Genomic DNA, 18,943 nt, shown 5'->3' on the forward strand with positions numbered 1-18,943 from the left:
GCCCCGCCGTCACGGCGGGGCCGACCGCGATGGTCACTCCGCCGGGACGGCGACGACGACCTTGGCGGGTCGCAGCTCGACCTCGCCCAGGAGGTAGCCGACCTCGACGACCTCGAGCACGGTGCTCTCGGTCGCGCCGGGAACCGGCTGCTGGAAGATCGCCTCGTGGCGCTGCGGGTCGAACGTCTCGCCCGCCTCGCCGAACGCGACGACGCCGAGGCGCTCGGCCACGCCGCGCATCTTCGCGGCGACGGCCGAGAACGGGCTTCCCTCCGCGAGGTCGCCGTGCTTGTCGGCACGGTCGAGGTCGTCGAGCACGGGCAGGAGGCCCTTCACGGCCTCGCCCTTCGCACGGGCGATCTCGACCTCGCGCTGCTCCTCGGTGCGCCGCCGGTAGTTGGCGTACTCCGCCTGGAGGCGCTTCAGGTCGTGGAGGAGCTGCGTCTCGTAGTCGCTCTTCTCCGCCTCGACCGCCTCGTCGGTCTGCTCCGCGCCCAGGATGTCGTCGACGGTGAGACCGTCGGCCTCAGCCTGCGCGTCGGGGTCGGAGGCTGCGGCCTCCGACCCCTCGGCGCCCGGCTGGACCTCGTCGTCGCCCTCGGCGGGCTGCTCGAAGTCCTTGTCGGTCATCAGCTCTTCTTCTCGTCCTCGTCGTCGACGACCTCGGCGTCGATGACGTCCTCGTCCGACGAGCCCTGCTCGCCGGCGGGGGCGTCCTGCGGCGCCTGCGCCTGCTCGGCCTGCGCCTGCTGGTAGATCGCCTCGCCCAGCTTCGTCTGGCTCTCGTTGAGCGTGTCGAACGCCGTCTTGACGGCGTCGTCGTCATCGCCCGCGAGCGCCGTCTTGAGCGCGTCGACGTCGACCTTCACGGAGTCCTTGACGTCGGCGGGGAGCTTGTCGTCGTTCTCGGAGATGAGCTTCTCGATCGAGTACGCGAGCGTCTCGGCCTGGTTGCGGACGTCGGCGGCCTCGCGGCGCTTCTTGTCCTCGGCCGCGTGCTCCTCGGCCTCGCGGACCATCCGGTCGATGTCATCCTTCGAGAGCGACGAACCGCCCGTGATCGTCATCGACTGCTCCTTGCCCGTGCCCTTGTCCTTGGCGGACACGTGCACGATGCCGTTCGCGTCGATGTCGAACGTGACCTCCACCTGCGGGACGCCGCGGGGCGCCGGCGCGATACCGGTGAGCTCGAACGTGCCGAGCGGCTTGTTGTCGCGCGTGAACTCGCGCTCGCCCTGGAACACCTGGATGGCGACCGACGGCTGGTTGTCGTCGGCCGTCGTGAAGGTCTCGCTGCGCTTGGTCGGGATGGCCGTGTTGCGCTCGATGAGCTTCGTCATGATGCCGCCCTTGGTCTCGATGCCGAGGCTGAGGGGGGTCACGTCGATGAGGAGGACGTCCTTGCGCTCGCCCTTGAGGACGCCCGCCTGGATGGCCGCGCCCACGGCGACGACCTCGTCGGGGTTCACGCCCTTGTTGGGCTCCTGGCCGGTCTCGCTCTTGACGAGCTCGCTCACGGCGGGCATGCGCGTCGAGCCGCCGACGAGCACGACGTGCGCGATGTCGCCGACCTTGATGCCGGCCTCGCGGATGACGTCCTGGAACGGCTTCTTCGTGCGCTCGAGCAGGTCCTTCGTGAGGTCCTCGAACTTTGCGCGCGTGATCGTCTCGGAGAGCGACACGGGGCCGTTCTCGGTGAGCGAGAGGTACGGCAGGTTGACGCTCGTCGACGTCGAGCTCGAGAGCTCCTTCTTCGCCTGCTCCGCTGCCTCCTTGAGGCGCTGCAGTGCGATCTTGTCGTTCGAGACGTCGACGCCCGTCGAGTCCTTGAACTGCTTGATGAGGTAGTCGACGACGCGCTGGTCCCAGTCGTCGCCGCCGAGGCGGTTGTCGCCCGAGGTGGCGCGGACCTGGATGGTCGAGAAGTCGTCGTCCTTGCCCACCTCGAGGAGGGAGACGTCGAACGTGCCGCCGCCGAGGTCGAAGACGAGGATGAGCTCGTCCTCCTTGCCCTTGTCGAGGCCGTAGGCGAGCGCCGCGGCGGTGGGCTCGTTGATGATGCGCAGCACGTTGAGGCCCGCGATCTCGCCGGCCTCCTTCGTGGCCTGGCGCTCGGCGTCGTTGAAGTACGCGGGCACCGTGATGACGGCGTCGGTGACCGTGTCGCCGAGGTACTGCTCCGCGTCGCGCTTGAGCTTCTGGAGGATGCGCGCCGAGATCTCCTGCGGCGTGTACTTCTTGCCGTCGACGTCGAACGTCCAGTTCGTGCCGACGTGGCGCTTGACCGACGCGAGCGTGCGGTCGACGTTCGTCACGGCCTGGCGCTTGGCGGTCTCGCCGACGAGCACCTCGCCGTCCTTCGTGAACGCCACGACCGACGGGGTCGTGCGGAAGCCCTCGGCGTTGGCGATGACCTTGGGCTCGCCGCCCTCGAGGACCGAGACGACGGAGTTCGTCGTCCCGAGGTCGATACCCACAGCACGTGCCATGTTGCTTCTCCTTCTGTTGCTGCCTGAAGTCTTCGCGCGGGTTGAGCCGCGCTGACTCAAGGATACGACCAAGGCATCCTGCTGTCAAGCGAACTTGACACGGATCGGCTCAGGTTTTGCGTCGCAGCGGTCGCCACCCTCCATCGAGACTCGCGTCAGAGCGGCACGACGAGCGGGGTGCCGGTGTGCGGATCGGGGATGACCGTGCAGGGCAGGCCGAAGACCTCCTCGACGCGCTGCGCCGTGACGACCTCACCCGGCGAGCCGGCGGCGACGACCTCGCCCGCGTGCATCATGACGATGCGGTCGGCGAAGCGCGCCGCCTGGTTGAGGTCGTGCAGCACGGCCACGACGGTGCGCCCCTCGCCGTGGAGCCGGCGGAACAGTCTCAGCAGCTCGTACTGGTGCGCGATGTCGAGGAACGTCGTCGGCTCGTCGAGCAGCATCGTGGGCGACTCCTGCGCGAGCAGCATCGCGACCCACACCCTCTGCCGCTGCCCGCCCGAGAGCTCGTCCACGAGCCTCCCCGACAGCTCCGTCGTCGCGGTCGCCTCGAGCGCGGCCGCGACGGCGGCCTGATCGGCCGTGGACCACTGCCGCAGGATCGTCTGGTGCGGATGGCGGCCGCGCGCCACGAGGTCGGACACGCGGATGCCGTCGGGGGCGATCGACGCCTGCGGCAGCAGCCCCAGCCGTCGGGCGATCTCCCGCGTGGGCAGCGCCGTGATCGCCTTGCCGTCGAGCAGCACCTCCCCCTGCGTCGGCCGGATGAGCCGCGCGAGCGCACGCAGGAGCGTCGACTTGCCGCACGCGTTCGGCCCCACGACGACCGTGAACGATCCGACGGGGATCTCGACGTCGAGGTGCTCGGCGACGACGCGGCCGTCGTAGCCGAGCGACACGTCGCGCGTGGCGAGCTTCGCCTGCGCCGTGGGCGAGAGGGCGGATGGTGCGGAGGTGAGGGTCATCGCCTTCTCGCTTCCTGGATGAGCAGCCAGATGAGGTAGACGCCGCCGAGGCACACCGTGACGAGGCCGACGGGCAGCTGCGACGGCGCGAACAGCCGCTGGGCGAGCACGTCGCTCGCGACGAGGAGGAGCGCGCCCACCGCGGCGGATGCCGTGAGCGTCACGCCGGCCGATCCGGTCAGACGACGCGCGATCTGAGGGGCGGCCAGCGCGATGAACGCGATCGGGCCCGCCATCGCCGTGACGACCGCCGTGATGCCGACGCCGACGACGATGAGCGCGACGCGCACGCCGCCGGTGCGCACGCCGAGCGCCGCCGCGGCGTCGTCTCCCAGCTCGAGCAGGTGCATCCGGTCGGCGAGGCAGGCCGCGGCGATCGCGAGCGGCACGATGACGCAGGCCGCCACGCCGACCTGCTCGAACGTCACGGCGTTGAGCGAGCCCGCGCCCCAGGCGCTCGCGAGGAGCGCGAGGTTGAGGTCGGCGTTGAGGATGATCCAGCTGTTGAGCGAGGAGAGCATCGACGCGATGCCGATCCCGACGATGATGAGCCGGAACCCCTGGAAGCCCCGTCGGAACGCCAGCAGGTACACGACGAGCGCCGTGGCCGCCCCGCCCGCGATGGCGCCGGCCGCGGTGGCCGCGACGCCCGTCCCCACGGTGGTGATGACGAGGAGCGCGCCCGTGTAGGCGCCCGCGTCGAACCCGATGATGTCGGGGCTGCCGAGCGGGTTGCGCGTGAGCGACTGGAAGATCGCCCCGCCGACCCCGAGCGCGACGCCGAAGAGCAGGCCGGCGAGCACGCGCGGCAGGCGCCACTCGACGACGACGAGCCGCGCGCGCGGCTCGCCCGTCCCCGCCAGCGCGGCGAGCACCTCGGGCACGCTCAGGGCTGACTCCCCCAGCGTGAGCGCGACCACGCCGATCGCGGCGGCCAGCACGGCCGCCCCCGCCGTGACCGCGGCCGCGCGCACGCCGATGCGGCGCGACGCGATCGGCGTGCGGAGGACGACGACACGGCGACCGGCGTCGAGGGCGGCGGTCACAGCCCGCTCGCCTTCCGGCGGCGCACGAGGGCGATCAGCACGGGCGCGCCGATGACCGAGGTCACGATCGACACGGGGAGCTCGCCCGTGGGCAGAACGAGCCGGCCGACGACGTCGGCCGCGAGCAGCAGGAGCGGCGCGGCGAAGAGCGTTCCCGCGAGGATCCATCCCTGATGCGGGCCGACCATCCAGCGCACGACGTGCGGCACCATGAGGCCGACGAACGCGACGGGGCCCGCTGCGGCCGTCGCGGCGCCGCAGAGCAGCGTCACGGCGACGATCGACAGGATGCGGGTGAGCACGACGCGCGAGCCGAGCGCCGTGGCGAGGTCGTCGCCGAGCGCGAGCGCGTTGAGCGAGGGCGCGAGGCAGAACGCGATGACGATGCCGGCCGCGAGGAACGGCAGCACCGTGTAGGCGTCGGGGGCGATCGCCGTGAGCGACCCCACGTTCCACGAGCGCATGGAGTCGAACACCCGCGGGTTGAGGAGGCCGATGGCCGCGACGACGCCGCCCATGACGGCGCCGAGCGCGACACCCGACAGCGTCATGCGCAGCGGATCGGGGGCGCGCCCCCCGGCCGACCCGATGAGGTAGACGAGCACGGTGGCGACGATCGCGCCGGCGAACGAGAACCAGATGTATCCGCTGGCCGATGCGACGCCGAAGAAGGCCAGTCCCACGACGACGCCGAGACTCGCCCCCGCGTTGACGCCGAGGATGCCCGGATCGGCGAGGGGGTTGCGCGTGAACCCCTGGATGAGGGCGCCGGCGATGCCGAGGGCGGCCCCGACCGCGAGGCCGACGACGGTGCGGGGGATCCGCATATCGCGCACGATCGCGCCCGCGTCGCCCTCGCCCGTCACGAGCCCCGCCCAGACCGCGTCCGGCCCGATGCGCTGCGATCCGAGCACGATGCTCGCGACGCACACGACCGCGAGGGCGCCGGCGAGCGCGAGCACGACGAGCCCCCGCCTCGCGGTGCGCGCATCGGCGGGTATCGCGTCGGAGGCCGCCTCGTCGAGAGCCGGAACGGCCATCCGATCAGAGCCCCAGCTTCTCGAGCTCGGCCTCGTACGCGTCCTCGATCTCCTCCTGCGGGCGCGACTCGTCGTCCCACATCGCCATGAGGCGGTCGCGGACGGCGTCGTCGAGCGCGTCGTAGCGCTCGCGCCAGGCCTCCGCGTGCTCCGTCCAGTAGCCGATCACCTTGTACGCGTCGGAGGGCAGCTTCATCCCGTGGCGCAGGTGGCGGCGGACGCCCCGCGTCGCCTTCGTCTCACCGGCGACCCAGACGTAGCCCGGCCCGGATGGCAGGTCCGACGCGCGCACGATCTCCTCGATCCGGGTGGGCGCGTGGCCGTTGCCGCCGTGCACCCAGTGCAGCTCGACGCCGTCCGGCACGACGAGGGGGAGCTCGTCGGCGGCGGAGGCGACCTCGACGACCACGCGTGTGCGGACGCCCGCGGGCGCCGTCTCCGCGAGCCGCGCGGCGGCGGGGAGCCCCGTCGCGTCGGCGACCAGCAGCTGCCAGACGATGCCGGCCGGCGGGTCGTACAAGCCCTTGGGGGTGTTGACCCCGACGACGTCGCCCGGCTGTGCGCGCAGCGCCCAAGCCGCCGCGACGCCGCCGTCGTGCACGACGAAGTCGATCGTCAGCTCGCGCGCCTCCTCGTCCCATCCGCGCACCGTGTAGGTGCGCAGAGGGGCGGGCTCGACGCCCTCCGGATAGTCCCAGTAGCCGTTGTCCGTGGGGAACGGCAGCTCGGGCTCCTCGCGGCCCTCCTGCGGGAAGAAGACGCGCAGGTACTCGTCGCCGACCCCGGTCGAGACGAAGCCCTCCAGGCCGTCTCCGCCGAAGACGACCCGCGCCATCCCGGGGCTCAGGCGTTCGACGCGCTGCACGACGACGCGGTGCACGAGGTTCACGGTCATCCGAGCAGCGCCTCCTCGACGACGCTCAGGAAGGCGTCCTGGCCGCTGGGCGAGCCGTAGAGCATCTCGTAGTTGTAGCCGTGGATCTCGCCGTCCTGCACGAACGGCAGCGCGTTCCAGAGCGCGTTGCCCGTGAGGGTCTCATCCGTCTCGACGGCGACGGAGCCGTCTTCGTTCGCCCCCGTGAAGGCGATGTCGACGCCCTCGAGCTGACCCACCTGCTCGGGGCTGAGCTCGGTGTACTCGTCGCTCGCGGGGAGTCCCTCGTCGGTCGCGTTCATGAGCGGCGACATCTCGAGGCCGAGGTCGGCGAAGACGAGGCACGGCACGCCGTAGCACGACGTCGTCACCTGCCCCTCCCACAGGCCGATGTCGGCGACGACGGGGTGGATGTCGGCGGCGTCGAGCCGCTCGCGGATGTCGGCGACGCGGGCCTCGTACTGGTCGACCCACGCCTGCCACTCGTCCTCGCGCCCGAGGTCGGCGGCCGCCTGCGCCGCGACGTCGCGCCAGTCGCCGCCGTCGAACGCGTTGTACGTGTAGGTCGGGGCGATCTTCTGCAGCTGCCCGTCGAGGTCCTCCTCGTACCCGAGGCCGTTGAGGATGAAGTCGGGCTCGGCCTCGAGCACGGCCTCGAGGTTGAACTCGGGGAAGTTCCCGAAGGTGTCGAGGCCCGCGAGCTCCTCCTGCGGGAAGAAGTCGGGGAACGCGGTGAAGTCGTCGCGGATGGGCTGCGTGCCGGCGAGCTCGAAGCCGAGCGTGATGAGCAGGTCGACGTCGGTCGTGTAGAAGCCGAGGGCGGCCTCCGGCTCGGCCGGCATCTCGATGTCGGCGCCGGTCGGCGTCGTCACGGCGACGGTCGCCGCGTCGTCGGCCTCGGCCGACGTGGTCGAGCTCGCACACGAGGCGAGCAGGAAGCCGGTCGCGGCGAGCGCGGCGAACGTCAGAGCTGTGGAGCGCATGGTGGTGTCTTCCGGGAGGGTTCGGGGGAGCCGACCGCCTTAAGTAAGGCTTGGCTAACCCAGTATGAACCGGCCGATTGTCGCCATCCGGACAGATCGTGTCGCGCTCAGGCCGAGATGCGCGCGGATCGGCTGCGCGCCGATGCGTACTCCCCCGGCGTGCGGCCGATCTCGCGCCGGAACGCCTGCACGAACGCGCTCGGCGTGGCGTATCCGGCACGCCTGCTGACGCTCACGACGGTGTGGTCGGCGGCGAGCCATTCGATCGCCCTGCGCATGCGGGCGCGCGTGCGCCATCCGGCGAAGCTCATGCCCGTCTCGGCGACGAAGAGCCGGGAGAGGTTCCGCGCGCTCGCACCCACATGGCGACCCCAGTCCTCGATGGTCCTGTCGTCGGACGGATCGGCGAGGATGGCCTCGGCCACGCGCCGGGTGCGCTCGTCGGAGGGGATGGGCAGGTCGACCGTCGCGACCTCGACGGGCTCGAGCAGTCCGAGCGCGAGCTCCTCGGCGTGCAGGCGGGCGGCGGGCGCGAGGTACGGGGCCGCCTCGAGCCGGTCGAGCAGGGCGCGGACGACCTCGGGGATGACGACGGCCGTCGTCGACGGCGCGACGGGCGCGATCTCGGCCTCCACGAACGTGCAGCGGAACGCCGTGCCGGCGGCCGCGACCACGCGATGCGCCACGCCGGCGGGGATCCAGAGGCCAAGCGCTCCAGGGACGGCGAAGTAGCCGTCGTCGGTCTCGGCGGTGAGGGTTCCCCTGCTGCCCCAGAGCAGCTCGTGGCGATCCTCGTGGACGTGCGCCTCCCATTCCACGCGGTCCGACACGTCGAAGGAGTTCGTGCCGATGCGCCAGACGGGCGGGGCATCCTGTCCGATCTGCGACATCGTCTGTCCACCTGTCGTCTTGTCGTCGAGGTTAGGCGACCCTAAGCTACCACGACGTGCCCACCCTCGTCTCCCCCTGGATCCGCGGACGACGCGGTCTCCTCGCCCGCGCCTCGCTCGGCTTCTCGCTGCATCAGGCCTGCGAGGCCGCCGTGCCCATCGCCGTCGGGATCGTCATCGACGTCGCCATCTCGGGCTCGGACGCCGCGGGCCTCGCGATCGGCATCGGTCTGCTGGCGGTCGTCTTCGCGGCGCTGCTGTCGTCGTGGCGGATGGGCGAGCTCGCCGCCATGCGCCTCTACGTCGACATGGACTACGCGGTCCGCCGCGATCTCCTCTCGCGCGTGCTCGACCCTGCCGGCCGCGCACGGCGCAGGGGCGGCGAGGCACTGTCGCTTCTCACCTCCGACGTGTCAGAGACCGCGTCGGTCGCCTGGATCCTCGGCCGCGCGGCCGCCTTCGCCGTCGCGATCGCGGTCGCGGCGGCGGGCCTCCTCGCCATCTCCGTCCCGCTCGGGATCACGGTGCTCGTCACGACGCCGCTCCTCGCCCTGGCGGTGCGCCTCGTCACGCGCCCGCTCGAGCGTCGATCCGCCGCCGAGCAGGCGGCCCTCGCCGACTCCTCGGCGATCGCGTCCGACCTGCTCACGGGCCTGCGCACCGTCAAAGGCCTCCGGGCCGAGGGCGAGGCCATCCGCCGGTTCGAGCGCGCGAACGCGGCGACGCTCGCCACCGCCCTGCGCGCAGGCAGCGCCGAGGGCGTGTTCTCGGGGGTCAGCGCGCTGCTCTCCGGCGCCTTCCTCGTCGTGCTGGCGGTGCTGTCGTCGTCGGCCGCGCTCGACGGCACGATCACGGTGGGCCAGCTCGTCACGGTGATCGGCCTCGCGCAGTTCCTGCAGTGGCCCCTCACGTCGCTCGCCTTCACGGGCGCGGAGCTCGCGACCGTGCGCGCGTCGCGGCGCCGCATCGAGGAGCTCGCGTCCGGCGTCGAGACGTCCCCGCACGCCGACGTCGCCGCTCCCCGCGGGGCCGTGCGGATCGTCGGCGCCGACGGGGGGCCGCTCGCCGGCCTCGCCCTCGACATCGCGGCGGGCGAGTTCGTCGGCGTCGACGCCGACGAGGAGCGCGCCCGCGCCCTGGAGGCGCTGCTCGGCGGCGTCGCTCCCGCTGCCCACGGCACAGCCCTCGTCGACGGCGAGCCGCTGCGGCGCCCGCCCTCTCCGGGCACCCCGCGCGTGGTCTCCGCTCCGCACGACGCGGCCATCCTCACGGGCACGGTCGCCGACAACGTCGGCGTGCGCGACCGCGACGACATCGCCGCCGCCGCGGCGCTCACCGACGTGCTCGCCGTCGACGGGTGGGACAGGGCCGTCGGCGAACGCGGCCGGCTGCTCTCCGGCGGCCAGCGCCAGCGCGTCGCGCTGGCGAGGGCGCTCGCCTCCGACGCGGTCGTGCTCGCCCTGCGCGAGCCCACGACGGCGGTCGATGCCGTGACCGAGTCGCGCATCGCCTCCGGCATCCGCGGGCTGCGTTCCGGGCGCACGACCATCCTCCTCACCCGCAGCCGTGCGCTGCTGGCCGTGTGCGACCGCGTCGTCACGGCCGACGACCTCGTCGGAGAGCCCGCATGAGCCGCCCCCTCGCCACGGCAGACACCCGCCGCACGCGGCGCGCGCTCGGAGAGCTCGTGCGCGGCCAGGCCGGCGGCTTCGCCGTCGCCGTCGCGGCGCTCGCCGCGGGTGCCGCGGCCGGCGTCGCGAGCCCTCTCGTGCTCGGCGCCGTCGTCGATGCCGTGACCGCGCGCGAGCGCGACGACGTCACCGCGCTCGTCGTCGCGCTCGTCGCGGTGGTCGTCGTGCAGGCGCTCACGGCGGTCTGGTCGCGCATCGCGGTCGTCCGCGTCGGCGAGCGGATGCTCGCCCGGCTGCGCGACCGGCTCGTGACGCACGTGCTCCGTCTGCCGGAGCGGCGCGTGGAGGAGGCGGGGCGCGGCGAGGTCGTGTCGCGCGTCTCCGGCGATGTCGCCGTCGTCGGCGACACCGTATCGTCGGTCGTCCCCGGCACGGCGGCGGCCGCATTCTCGATCGCGGCCGCCGCGGCCGGGCTCGGGGCGATCGACCTGCGGCTGACGCTGGCGGCCTGCGTCGCGGTGCCCATCCAGTGGCTCGCGCTGCGTCGGCACCTGCGGAGGTCCATGCCCGTCTACCGCGCATCGCGGGACGCTGCGGGCGAGCGCTCGCAACGCATGCTCGAGGCCATCGAGGCGCACGAAACCCTGACCGCCTTCGGCACGACGCGGATGGCGGAAGAGCGCGTGGACGAGTCGGCCCGCCTCACCGCCGACCTGTCGATGCGCGCGACGCGGCTGAGCGCGCGGTTCTGGGGCCGGCTCAACATGGCGGAGTTCGCCGGGCTCGCCGCGGTGCTCATCATCGGCTTCGTCCTCGTCGGCAGCGGAGCGGCGAGCATCGGCGCCGCGACGGCCGCCGCGCTCATGTTCCTGAACCTCTTCGGCCCCATGGGCACCGTGCTCGCCGGATTCGACGACCTGCAGCGGGCCGCCGCGAGCCTCGCCCGGCTCGTGGGGGTGCTCGACGAGCCAGCCGAGACGGCGGCGGGCGAGAGCGCCGGCGGGCGGGCACCGGTCGGGATCGAGATCTCGGGGCTCAGCCATGCGTACAGCGAGCGCGTGGTGCTCGACGACGTGAGCCTGGCCATCCGGCCCGGCGAGCACGTCGCGATCGTCGGCGCGAGCGGCGCGGGCAAGTCGACGCTTGCCGCGCTCGTGTGCGGGCGCCTCTCTGTCGAGCGCGGGTCGGTGCGCTTCACGGGCGCGGCGGCCCCGCGCGTCGTGCTCGTGACGCAGGAGAACCATGTGTTCGCGGGAGCCCTCGCCGACGACCTGCGGATGGCCGCGCCCGACGCCGACGACGAGGCGCTCCGTGGAGCGCTCGCGGCAGCGGGGGCGGACGGGTGGGCCGCACGCCTCCCCGACGGGCTCTCGACCGCCGTCGGGGCAGGCGGGCAAGAGCTCACCGAGGTGCGTCGGCAGCAGCTCGCCCTCGCCCGCGTGCACCTCGTCGACCCCGACGTGCTCGTGCTCGACGAGGCGGCGTCCGAGGCGGGCAGCGCCGACGGCGACGTGCTCGACCAGGCGGCGCTGCGGCTCGCCGCAGGGCGCACGACGCTCACGATCGCGCACCGCCTCGAGCAGGCGCGCGCCGCCGACCGCGTCGTCGTGATGGACGCCGGCAGGGTCGTCGAGGAGGGCACCCACGTGCAACTGCTCGCGGCGGGCGGCGGCTACGCCCGGCTGTGGCGGGCGCAGGGCGCGTAAGCGGCACTAGTCTCGGCGGGAAGGGGCGCGAGGAGGCGCCACCGCGCGTTCACCGAGGAGGCCTAGCGTGACCGACATGCCCGACTCCGCGCATCCGCCCGCCCCGCCCGCCACGGCCGACAGCGGAGCACTCCCCGTCATGGGCCTCGACCTCGCTGAGCAGCGCTCCACGACCCGCGGCACGGTCTTCGCGTGGGCGCTGTGGGACTGGGCGACGCAGCCCTTCAACACCGTCATCCTCACGTTCATCTTCACGGCGCTCTACCTCACGACCGACGTCTTCCTCGCACCCGAGGTGCGGGCGCTCGCCGACGACGATCCCGTCAAGGTCGGCGCCATCGCCGACCTCACCTCGGGACTCGGCTGGGGTACGACGATCGCCGGACTCCTCATCCTCGCCGTCGCTCCCGTCCTGGGTCAGCAGGCGGATGCCGCGGGACGGCAGAAGCTGTGGCTCGGCATCGGCACGGGTGCACTGGCCGCCTGCATGCTCGGCCTGTGGTTCGTCGAGCCGGCGCCGACACTGTTCTGGCTCGGGGTGGCGCTCATCTCGGCGGGCACCGTGTTCGGCGAGATCGCGGCGGTCAACTCCAACGCCATGCTCATCGGCATCGCGACGCCGAAGACGATCGGCCGCGTCTCGGGACTCGGCTGGGGATTCGGGTACCTCGGCGGCATCGTCGCCCTCGTCCTCGTGATCGTCTTCTACGTCGCCGACTGGTTCGGACTGTCCGAGGAGGGCGGCCTCCCCTTCCGCCTCATCGCCGTCGGCTGCGCGCTGTGGACGATCGCGTTCTCGATCCCGATCTTCCTCAAGGTGCCAGAACCCTCGCTCGGCCGTCCGGAGCGGCGCGCGGGCTTCCTGCAGTCGTACCGCCTGCTCGTGCGCGATGTCACGGGGCTCTACCGGTCGCCTGCGACGCGGCACACGTTCTGGTTCCTCCTGTCGAGCGCCGTCTTCCGCGACGGCCTGGCCGGCGTCTTCACGTTCGGAGCCGTCATCGCCTCGGCCGTCTTCGGCTTCGGGTTCCTCGACCTCGTGATCTTCGGCGTCGCCGCGAACCTCATCGCAGGTGTCTCGACGATCGTCGCCGGCCGCCTCGACGACCGGTTCGGGCCGAAGCGCATCATCCTGTTCTCGCTCGCGGCGATGGTCGTCTCGGGGCTTGCCGTCTTCGCCCTCGTCGACGCGGGGCGCACTGTGTTCTGGGTCGGCGGCCTCGCGCTGTGCGTCTTCGTCGGGCCGGCCCAGGCCGCATCGCGCTCGTTCCTCGCACGCGTCACGCCCGCCGGCCGCGAGGGCGAGATCTTCGGCCTCTACGCGACGACGGGCCGCGCCGCGAGCTGGATGGCCTCTGCCGCGTGGGCGGCTCTCATCGCGATCACGGGTCAGACGGCCTTCGGGATCCTCGGCCTCGTCGTCGTCCTGCTCGCCGGCTTCCTCCTGCTGCTCCCGGTCAGGGCGACGCGGTAGCGCGCCCCGCGCCGGACACATCGCAGGAGATCCGGGTCGCGGCGCGACCCTATCGCCCGGGATGGCGCGCATCGCGCCCCGTCGACGGCCGGATCTCCTGCGGCATGTCCGCAGGGCCGCGGGGTAGCGTCGGGGGATGACCCGCTCCTCCCGCCGCCGAATCGTGTTCCTCGACATCGACGGGACGATCCTCGACCACGACGGCACCATCCCCGCCTCGACGATCGCGGCCATCCGCGGCGCACGGACGAACGGGCACCTCGTGTTCCTCGCGACGGGCCGCACCCCGCTCGAGATCGACGAGAAGGTCACCGACATCGGATTCGACGGCATCGTCGCGGGGGCCGGGGCGTTCGTCGAGCACGACGGCGCCTGGGTCGTCGAGCACCTCATGCCGGAGGACTCCTGCCGCCGCCTGCAGGAGGAGCTCGAGGCGCTCGGGCTCGACTACGTCCTGCAGGGTCGCGAGTACGCCCATCCGACCCCCGGGATGCAGGCGCGCCTGCGGCAGCAGCTGGGCCTCCCCGAGGGCGACCCCGGCACGGCCGAGCGCGGGCTCGGCCGCTACCTCGGCGAGATCGCCCCGCTGCGCCACGACCTCACCGCGAAGGCCGTCTTCTCGGGCGACGACCTGGGGGCCTACGACGCCGTCGTGCGGGCCCTCGGCGCGGAGTTCACCGTGATCACGGGAACCATCCCGGGGATGGGCACGGCGAGCGGAGAGGTCTCGATGCCGGGTGTGACGAAGGGCAGCGCCATCGTCGAGCTGCTCGACCGCCTGGACATCGACATCGCCGACGCCGTGGCGATCGGCGACAACAACAACGATCTCGAGATGCTCGAGGCGGTCGGCCTCGGCATCGCCATGGGCAACGGCACGCTCGAGGCCAAGGAGGCGGCCGACGAGGTCACCGATCCCCTCGACGAGGGCGGCCTCGCGAACGCGTTCCGCCGCCACGGCCTGATCTGAGCCGACGCATCCGGGCGGGCGCATCCGGGCCGCCGACGGGGGCCACGCCTGCTCGCCGGGGAAGAAGCACGCCGCGGCATGCGTTGCCTCCGGCATGAGCGGAGCGACGAGCACGTGACCGGCGGCGATCCGCACGCCCTCGAGCACCTGCTGGCGACGCTCGACTGGCGGCTCGTCGAGGCGAGCCGCCCCGAGATCGACGCCGGGGGCCGTCTCGCGCTCCCTGCGGGCGAGACGCTGCTCGTCTACGTCGCCGCCGGCTCGGCGACAGCGGAGGGCGGGAACCGCATCGGCTGCGCCGTCGCCGAGGATGCGCAGCTGCACCCGGCGCCCGACAGCGCGCTCGTCGAGGGCGACGCCCTCATCGCGATGGGCCGCGCGGACGTGCGGTTGGAGAGCTCGGCGGGCGCCTCGCTCGTCATGGCGCGGCTGCGCGACGCGTCGGCGGCCGCGCAGCTGCTCGACGTCATCCCCGACGTCGTGTCGGTCTACGGCTTCGCCGCTCTCGAGCCGACGGCCGCCGCCCTCGCCGCGACCCTCGGCCCCGGCACGACGCCGCGCTCGGGCGACCCCGTCATCTGCGGGCTCATGGCGACCACGGTCGTGCTCGCGCTGCTGCGCGCGTGGACCGAGGCGGGCTGCGCCCCCGCCGGATGGCCCGCGCGCGCCTCCGATCCGCACCTCGCCCGCGTGCTCGAGGCCATCCACCGTGACCCCGGCCGCAGCTGGACGCTCGATGCGCTCGCCGGGATGGCGACGATGTCGCGGACCGTGTTCGCCGAGCGCTTCCGCGCCGCGACGGGGATGGCTCCCCTCGGCTACGTGACGGGCGTGCGGATGGCCGCGGCCAAGGCCCTGCTCGCCGACGCGACCGTGTCGGAGACGTCGCGCGCGCTCGGCTACGGCTCGGACGAGGGCTTCAGCCGCGCGTTCCGCCGCCACACGGGGATGACCCCGACGGCCTGGCGCGCCGGCGCCGGCGTCTGACGGCCCGCGACGGGAGCGCCAGCCGAGCGCGTCGTCAGCGCCGGCCGGCGATCCCGAAGAGCGTCGCGCCGACCGCGACGGCCGCGATGCCCGTGAGGTAGGCGGCCTGCACGCCGGCGGCGTCGACGAGCAGCCCGCCGACGGCCGCGGCGAGCATGATCGCGAGCTGGAAGCCCGCCACGACGAGACCGCCCCCGGCCTCGAGCCGGTCCGGCAGGCGGCGACCGATCCAGGCGTTCAGCACGATGAGCCACGCGGCGAAGGCGGCGCCCCACACGACGACGGCCGCCCCGACGACGCCGAGCGACGTCGGCCACACGACGACCGCGACGATCGGGAGCCCGACGAGCACGGGGACGACGGCCGACAGCAGGGCCAGGTGGCGGTCGACGATCGCCCCCGTCACGATGTTGCCGACGAGGCCGCCCACGCCGAAGAGCGCGAGCAGGACGACGATCGACCCCTCGGGCAGGGGCGCGCCATCCTGCTCGATGCGCTCGAGCGCGAGCCGGATGTACGTGTACGCCGTGAAGTGCCCGAAGACGGTCAGCACATGGCCGGAGAGCCCGAGCCCGATGCCGGGTCGGCGGAGCGTGCTCGCGAGGACCCCCAGGCTCGCCGCGCTCTCGGACGGCACGCGCGGGAGCAGCAGGCGCACGGCGATGCCGACGACGGCGGTCACGACGGCGGCACCGGCGAACACCGCGCGCCAGTCGGCGATCGTCGAGAGCAGGACGCCGAGCGGCACGCCGAGCACGGTCGCGAGCGACGTCCCCGCGGTCGTGAACATCACGGCGCGCCCCAGCCGCTCCGGCCCGGCGATCCGCGCCGACACCGTGAGCGACATCGCCCAGAAGCCGCTCAGCGCGGCGCCCAGCAGCACGCGCGAGGCGAGCACGATCGCAAGCGACGGCGCGATCGCGACGAGCAGGTTCGACGCGGCAGCCGCGAAGGCGAGCCAGACGAGGAGCGTGCGGCGGTCGAGCCTCGGCACGAGCAGGCCGATCGTCGGCGCCACGAGGAAGCCGACGAGAGCCGTCACCGTGACGGCCTGCCCGGCCTGCCCCGGGGTGACGCCGAGGTCGCGGGCGAACTCTGTGAGCACGCCGTTGGGCAGGAACTCCGCGGTGACGAGCAGGAAGCTCGTGAGCATCATGACGACGAGCGCCGCGGAGCGGAAGCGGGGCGGGGCGGGCGCGGGGGCCGTCAGGGAGAGCGTGTCGGTCATGACGGAGGTCAACGCCCCCGCGGCGCGTTCCTTCCGACGCGACGTCCGGACCACCCGACCGATCGTCCGGCAGCTCGAACGCCCGGCAGCTCGAACGCCCGGCAGCTCGAACGCCCGGCCGCCCGAACGCCCGGCCGCTCGGCGCATGGGCAGAACTCCCCATGCGCGAAACGCCGCAGGACATTCCTGTGTAACACCTGGGTGCCTAGGTTCGGATCATCCGCCCGCCCGGCGAGGTCGCCGTGCGGGTTCCGGGCGCCGGCCGACCGCCGGCGCGACGACATCCCTCGGAGGAACAGTGAAGTCACGCACCGCATGCGCCCTGGGAGCAGCGATCCTGCTCGCGGGCGCGTTCGTCCCGACCGCCGCCACGGCGGCACCCGGCGCGACGGAGGAGACCCCGCCGCTCAACGCCGCCGCCCCCGAGCAGGAGGACAACCGGCCCGACCCCCTCGCCGAGAAGCGGACGGAGGAGAAGCAGCAGGCCGCCGAGCTCGTCGCGACCGGGCAGGCCGACATCCAGCAGCGCGGGTCGGGCAAGAACAAGACGCGCGTCGTCGAGATCGCGCCAGGCGACTACGTCGAGTACGGCGTCCAGGAGACCGCGCAGCTGTTCTCGATCCTCGTCGAGTTCGGCGACGAGGCCGACACGCGTTTCCCCGACGCCCCTGCGTCGGGACCGCTGCACAACGAGATCCCCGCGCCCGCCGAGGGCGACAACTCCACGTACTGGGAGGAGGACTTCTCACGCGAGCACTTCCTCGAGATGTTCTTCACCGGCCTCGAAGACCAGGGCGGCGAGTCGTTCGCAGGCGTCTACGACGAGATGTCGTCCGGCCGCTTCGACCTGCAGGGCGACGTGTCGGACTGGGTCACGGTGCCGTACGCCGAGGCCTCGTACGGCCAGACCGAGTCGCAGGACGACATGACGCGCTTCATCCAGGACTCGGCCGACGCCTGGTACGACGCGCAGGTCGCCGCCGGCCTGACGCAGGACGAGATCGTCGCGGAGCTGCAGCAGTACGACGTCTGGGACCGCTACGACCTCGACGGCGACGGCATCTCGAACGAGCCCGACGGCTACATCGACCACTTCCAGGCCATCCACGCAGGAGAGGGTGAGGAGGCCGGGGCACCCGAGTGGGCGATCTGGTCGCACCGCTGGGCGGTCGGCCAGTCGGGCCTCGGCACGGAGGGACCGGCCGACTACGCCAAGGTCGGCGGCGTGCGCATCGGCGACACCGACATCTGGATCCGCGACTACACGACGGAGCCCGAGAACGGCGGCCTCGGGGTGTTCGCGCACGAGTTCGGCCACGATCTCGGCCTGCCCGACTACTACGACACCGACGGCGGCGAGAACGGCACCGCGTTCTGGACGCTCATGAGCTCCGGCTCGTGGCTCGGCCACGGCGACGGCGCGATCGGCACGACCCCCAACCACATGGGCGCGACGGAGAAGCTCTTCCTCGGCTGGCTCGACTACGCCACGGTCGACGCCGGCACGTCGGCGACGATCGACCTCGGGCCGTCGTTCCACGCGACGACGCGCCCGCAGGCGGTCATCGTCAACCTGCCCGACGGTGAGGAGTTCATCGAGACGGGGCCCGCGGCATCCGGGACGAAGTACTTCTTCTCCGGCAGCGGAGACGGCCTCGACACGACCGTGACGAGCCCGGTCTTTACGGTTCCCGCGGACGGCGCGCTGACCGCACAGGTGTCGTACGACATCGAGGCGGAGTGGGACTACGCGTACGCAGAGATCACGACCGACGGCGGTGCCACCTGGACGGCGCTCGCGACCGACCACTCGACGACGGACGACCCGAACGGGGCGAACCTCGGCAACGGCATCACGGGCGCCACCGACGGATGGGCGCCGCTCTCGGCCGACCTCTCGACCTACGCCGGCACCGACGCGCAGATCCGCTTCCGGTACGTCACGGACGGCGCCGTGTCGAACCCCGGCTTCCAGGTCGACGACATCGCCGTGGGCGACGCCCTCGCGACGGACGTCGAGGACGACGGCGCGGGCTGGACGCTCGACGGCTTCGTGCTGATCGACGGCGGCGGATACACGGTGCCCTTCACGCACTACTACATCGCCGAGAACCGCGCCTACGGCGGGTACGACCTCACGCTCGCGCAGGGTCCGTACAACTTCGGCTGGTCGACGTCGGCGCCGAACACCGTCGAGCACTACCGCTATCAGGACGGCCTGCTCGTCTGGTATGTCAACTCGCTGTACGCCGACAACAACGTCTCCGCGCACCCCGGTGCGGGCGAGGCGCTCCCCGTCGACGCCCGTGCGACGGCGCTCACCTGGTCGGACGGCACGGTCGCCCGCAACCGCATCCAGTCGTTCGACGCGACGTTCGGGCTCGACAAGACCGACAGGCTGTCGCTGCACCGCGAGACGGAGGCGGGCATGACGACGCTCACGGTCGGCAAGCAGAAGCCGGTCGCGGTGTTCGACGACACCGATCCGTACGCGTACTACGACGAGAGCAACCCGCAGAACTCCGTCATCGTCGGCGGCACGGGCACGACCATCCAGGTCGTGAAGGCCGACGCGAAGGCCGGGACCATGCGCATCACGGTGACCGCCGGGGAGTGATCCCGGCGTGACCCGGAACGCCGGGCGGCCGCTTCGGCCG

The 18,943-nt window shown here is 72.7% G+C and carries 15 protein-coding genes; 6 read left to right on the plus strand and 9 right to left on the minus strand.

All coding sequences use genetic code 11. From position 1 onward, the window contains the following. Positions 1–33: 33 nt before the first annotated feature. The 8 genes from ACWGPF_RS16195 to ACWGPF_RS16230 form a co-directional block, all read right to left on the minus strand. On the minus strand, positions 34–630 hold the full coding sequence (locus ACWGPF_RS16195; protein ID WP_452333766.1) for a nucleotide exchange factor GrpE: 597 nt from the start codon (positions 628–630) through the stop codon (positions 34–36). Next, positions 630–2,489 carry a molecular chaperone DnaK gene (gene dnaK, locus ACWGPF_RS16200; RefSeq protein ID WP_452333767.1) on the minus strand — a complete coding sequence of 620 codons (1,860 nt, stop codon included), beginning with the start codon at positions 2,487–2,489 and terminating at the stop codon, positions 630–632. Before dnaK ends, ACWGPF_RS16195 begins: the two co-directional genes overlap by 1 nt. A gap of 155 nt (positions 2,490–2,644) precedes the next feature. Further along, complete coding sequence (locus ACWGPF_RS16205) at positions 2,645–3,457, minus strand: ABC transporter ATP-binding protein (RefSeq protein ID WP_452333768.1); 813 nt, start codon at positions 3,455–3,457, stop codon at positions 2,645–2,647. After that, positions 3,454–4,503 (minus strand): FecCD family ABC transporter permease, encoded by a 1,050-nt coding sequence (locus ACWGPF_RS16210; RefSeq protein WP_452333769.1) that lies wholly within the window; start codon positions 4,501–4,503, stop codon positions 3,454–3,456. Before ACWGPF_RS16210 ends, ACWGPF_RS16205 begins: the two co-directional genes overlap by 4 nt. After that, complete coding sequence (locus tag ACWGPF_RS16215) at positions 4,500–5,543, minus strand: iron chelate uptake ABC transporter family permease subunit (protein WP_452333770.1); 1,044 nt, start codon at positions 5,541–5,543, stop codon at positions 4,500–4,502. The genes ACWGPF_RS16210 and ACWGPF_RS16215 overlap by 4 nt, the downstream gene beginning before the upstream one ends. A 4-nt stretch (positions 5,544–5,547) precedes the next feature. Beyond that, on the minus strand, positions 5,548–6,438 hold the full coding sequence (locus ACWGPF_RS16220) for a siderophore-interacting protein (RefSeq protein ID WP_452333771.1): 891 nt from the start codon (positions 6,436–6,438) through the stop codon (positions 5,548–5,550). Continuing rightward, positions 6,435–7,400, minus strand: coding sequence for an ABC transporter substrate-binding protein (locus tag ACWGPF_RS16225; protein WP_452333772.1), 966 nt, complete (start codon positions 7,398–7,400; stop codon positions 6,435–6,437). The genes ACWGPF_RS16220 and ACWGPF_RS16225 overlap by 4 nt, the downstream gene beginning before the upstream one ends. 107 nt (positions 7,401–7,507) lie before the next feature. Continuing rightward, a complete protein-coding gene (locus ACWGPF_RS16230; protein ID WP_452333773.1) occupies positions 7,508–8,290 on the minus strand; it encodes an AraC family transcriptional regulator in 783 nt (260 codons plus the stop codon). Positions 8,291–8,346: 56 nt separating this feature from the next. Between ACWGPF_RS16230 and ACWGPF_RS16235 the strand changes: the two genes are divergently transcribed. The 5 genes from ACWGPF_RS16235 (at position 8,347) to ACWGPF_RS16255 (ending at position 15,058) form a co-directional block, all read left to right on the plus strand. Then, entirely contained in the window at positions 8,347–9,921 is a 1,575-nt protein-coding gene (locus tag ACWGPF_RS16235; RefSeq protein ID WP_452333774.1) for an ABC transporter transmembrane domain-containing protein, read from the plus strand. Continuing rightward, positions 9,918–11,627, plus strand: a complete 1,710-nt coding sequence (locus ACWGPF_RS16240; protein WP_452333775.1) for an ABC transporter ATP-binding protein — start codon at positions 9,918–9,920, stop codon at positions 11,625–11,627. Before ACWGPF_RS16235 ends, ACWGPF_RS16240 begins: the two co-directional genes overlap by 4 nt. Positions 11,628–11,703: 76 nt before the next feature. Then, positions 11,704–13,101, plus strand: a complete 1,398-nt coding sequence (locus ACWGPF_RS16245) for an MFS transporter (protein ID WP_452333780.1) — start codon at positions 11,704–11,706, stop codon at positions 13,099–13,101. 136 nt (positions 13,102–13,237) lie between these two features. Then, entirely contained in the window at positions 13,238–14,071 is an 834-nt protein-coding gene (locus tag ACWGPF_RS16250) for an HAD family hydrolase (RefSeq protein WP_452333776.1), read from the plus strand. Between the two features lie 114 nt (positions 14,072–14,185). Next, positions 14,186–15,058, plus strand: a complete 873-nt coding sequence (locus ACWGPF_RS16255) for a helix-turn-helix transcriptional regulator (RefSeq protein ID WP_452333777.1) — start codon at positions 14,186–14,188, stop codon at positions 15,056–15,058. Between the two features lie 34 nt (positions 15,059–15,092). On the opposite strand, the gene ACWGPF_RS16260 is transcribed toward ACWGPF_RS16255, so the two are convergent. Continuing rightward, positions 15,093–16,286, minus strand: coding sequence for an MFS transporter (locus ACWGPF_RS16260; RefSeq protein WP_452333778.1), 1,194 nt, complete (start codon positions 16,284–16,286; stop codon positions 15,093–15,095). Positions 16,287–16,584: 298 nt separating this feature from the next. Between ACWGPF_RS16260 and ACWGPF_RS16265 the strand changes: the two genes are divergently transcribed. Continuing rightward, positions 16,585–18,903, plus strand: a complete 2,319-nt coding sequence (locus tag ACWGPF_RS16265) for an immune inhibitor A domain-containing protein (protein WP_452333779.1) — start codon at positions 16,585–16,587, stop codon at positions 18,901–18,903. Positions 18,904–18,943 lie beyond the last annotated feature (40 nt).

This window comes from Microbacterium sp. NPDC055683 (genome assembly GCF_053617895.1).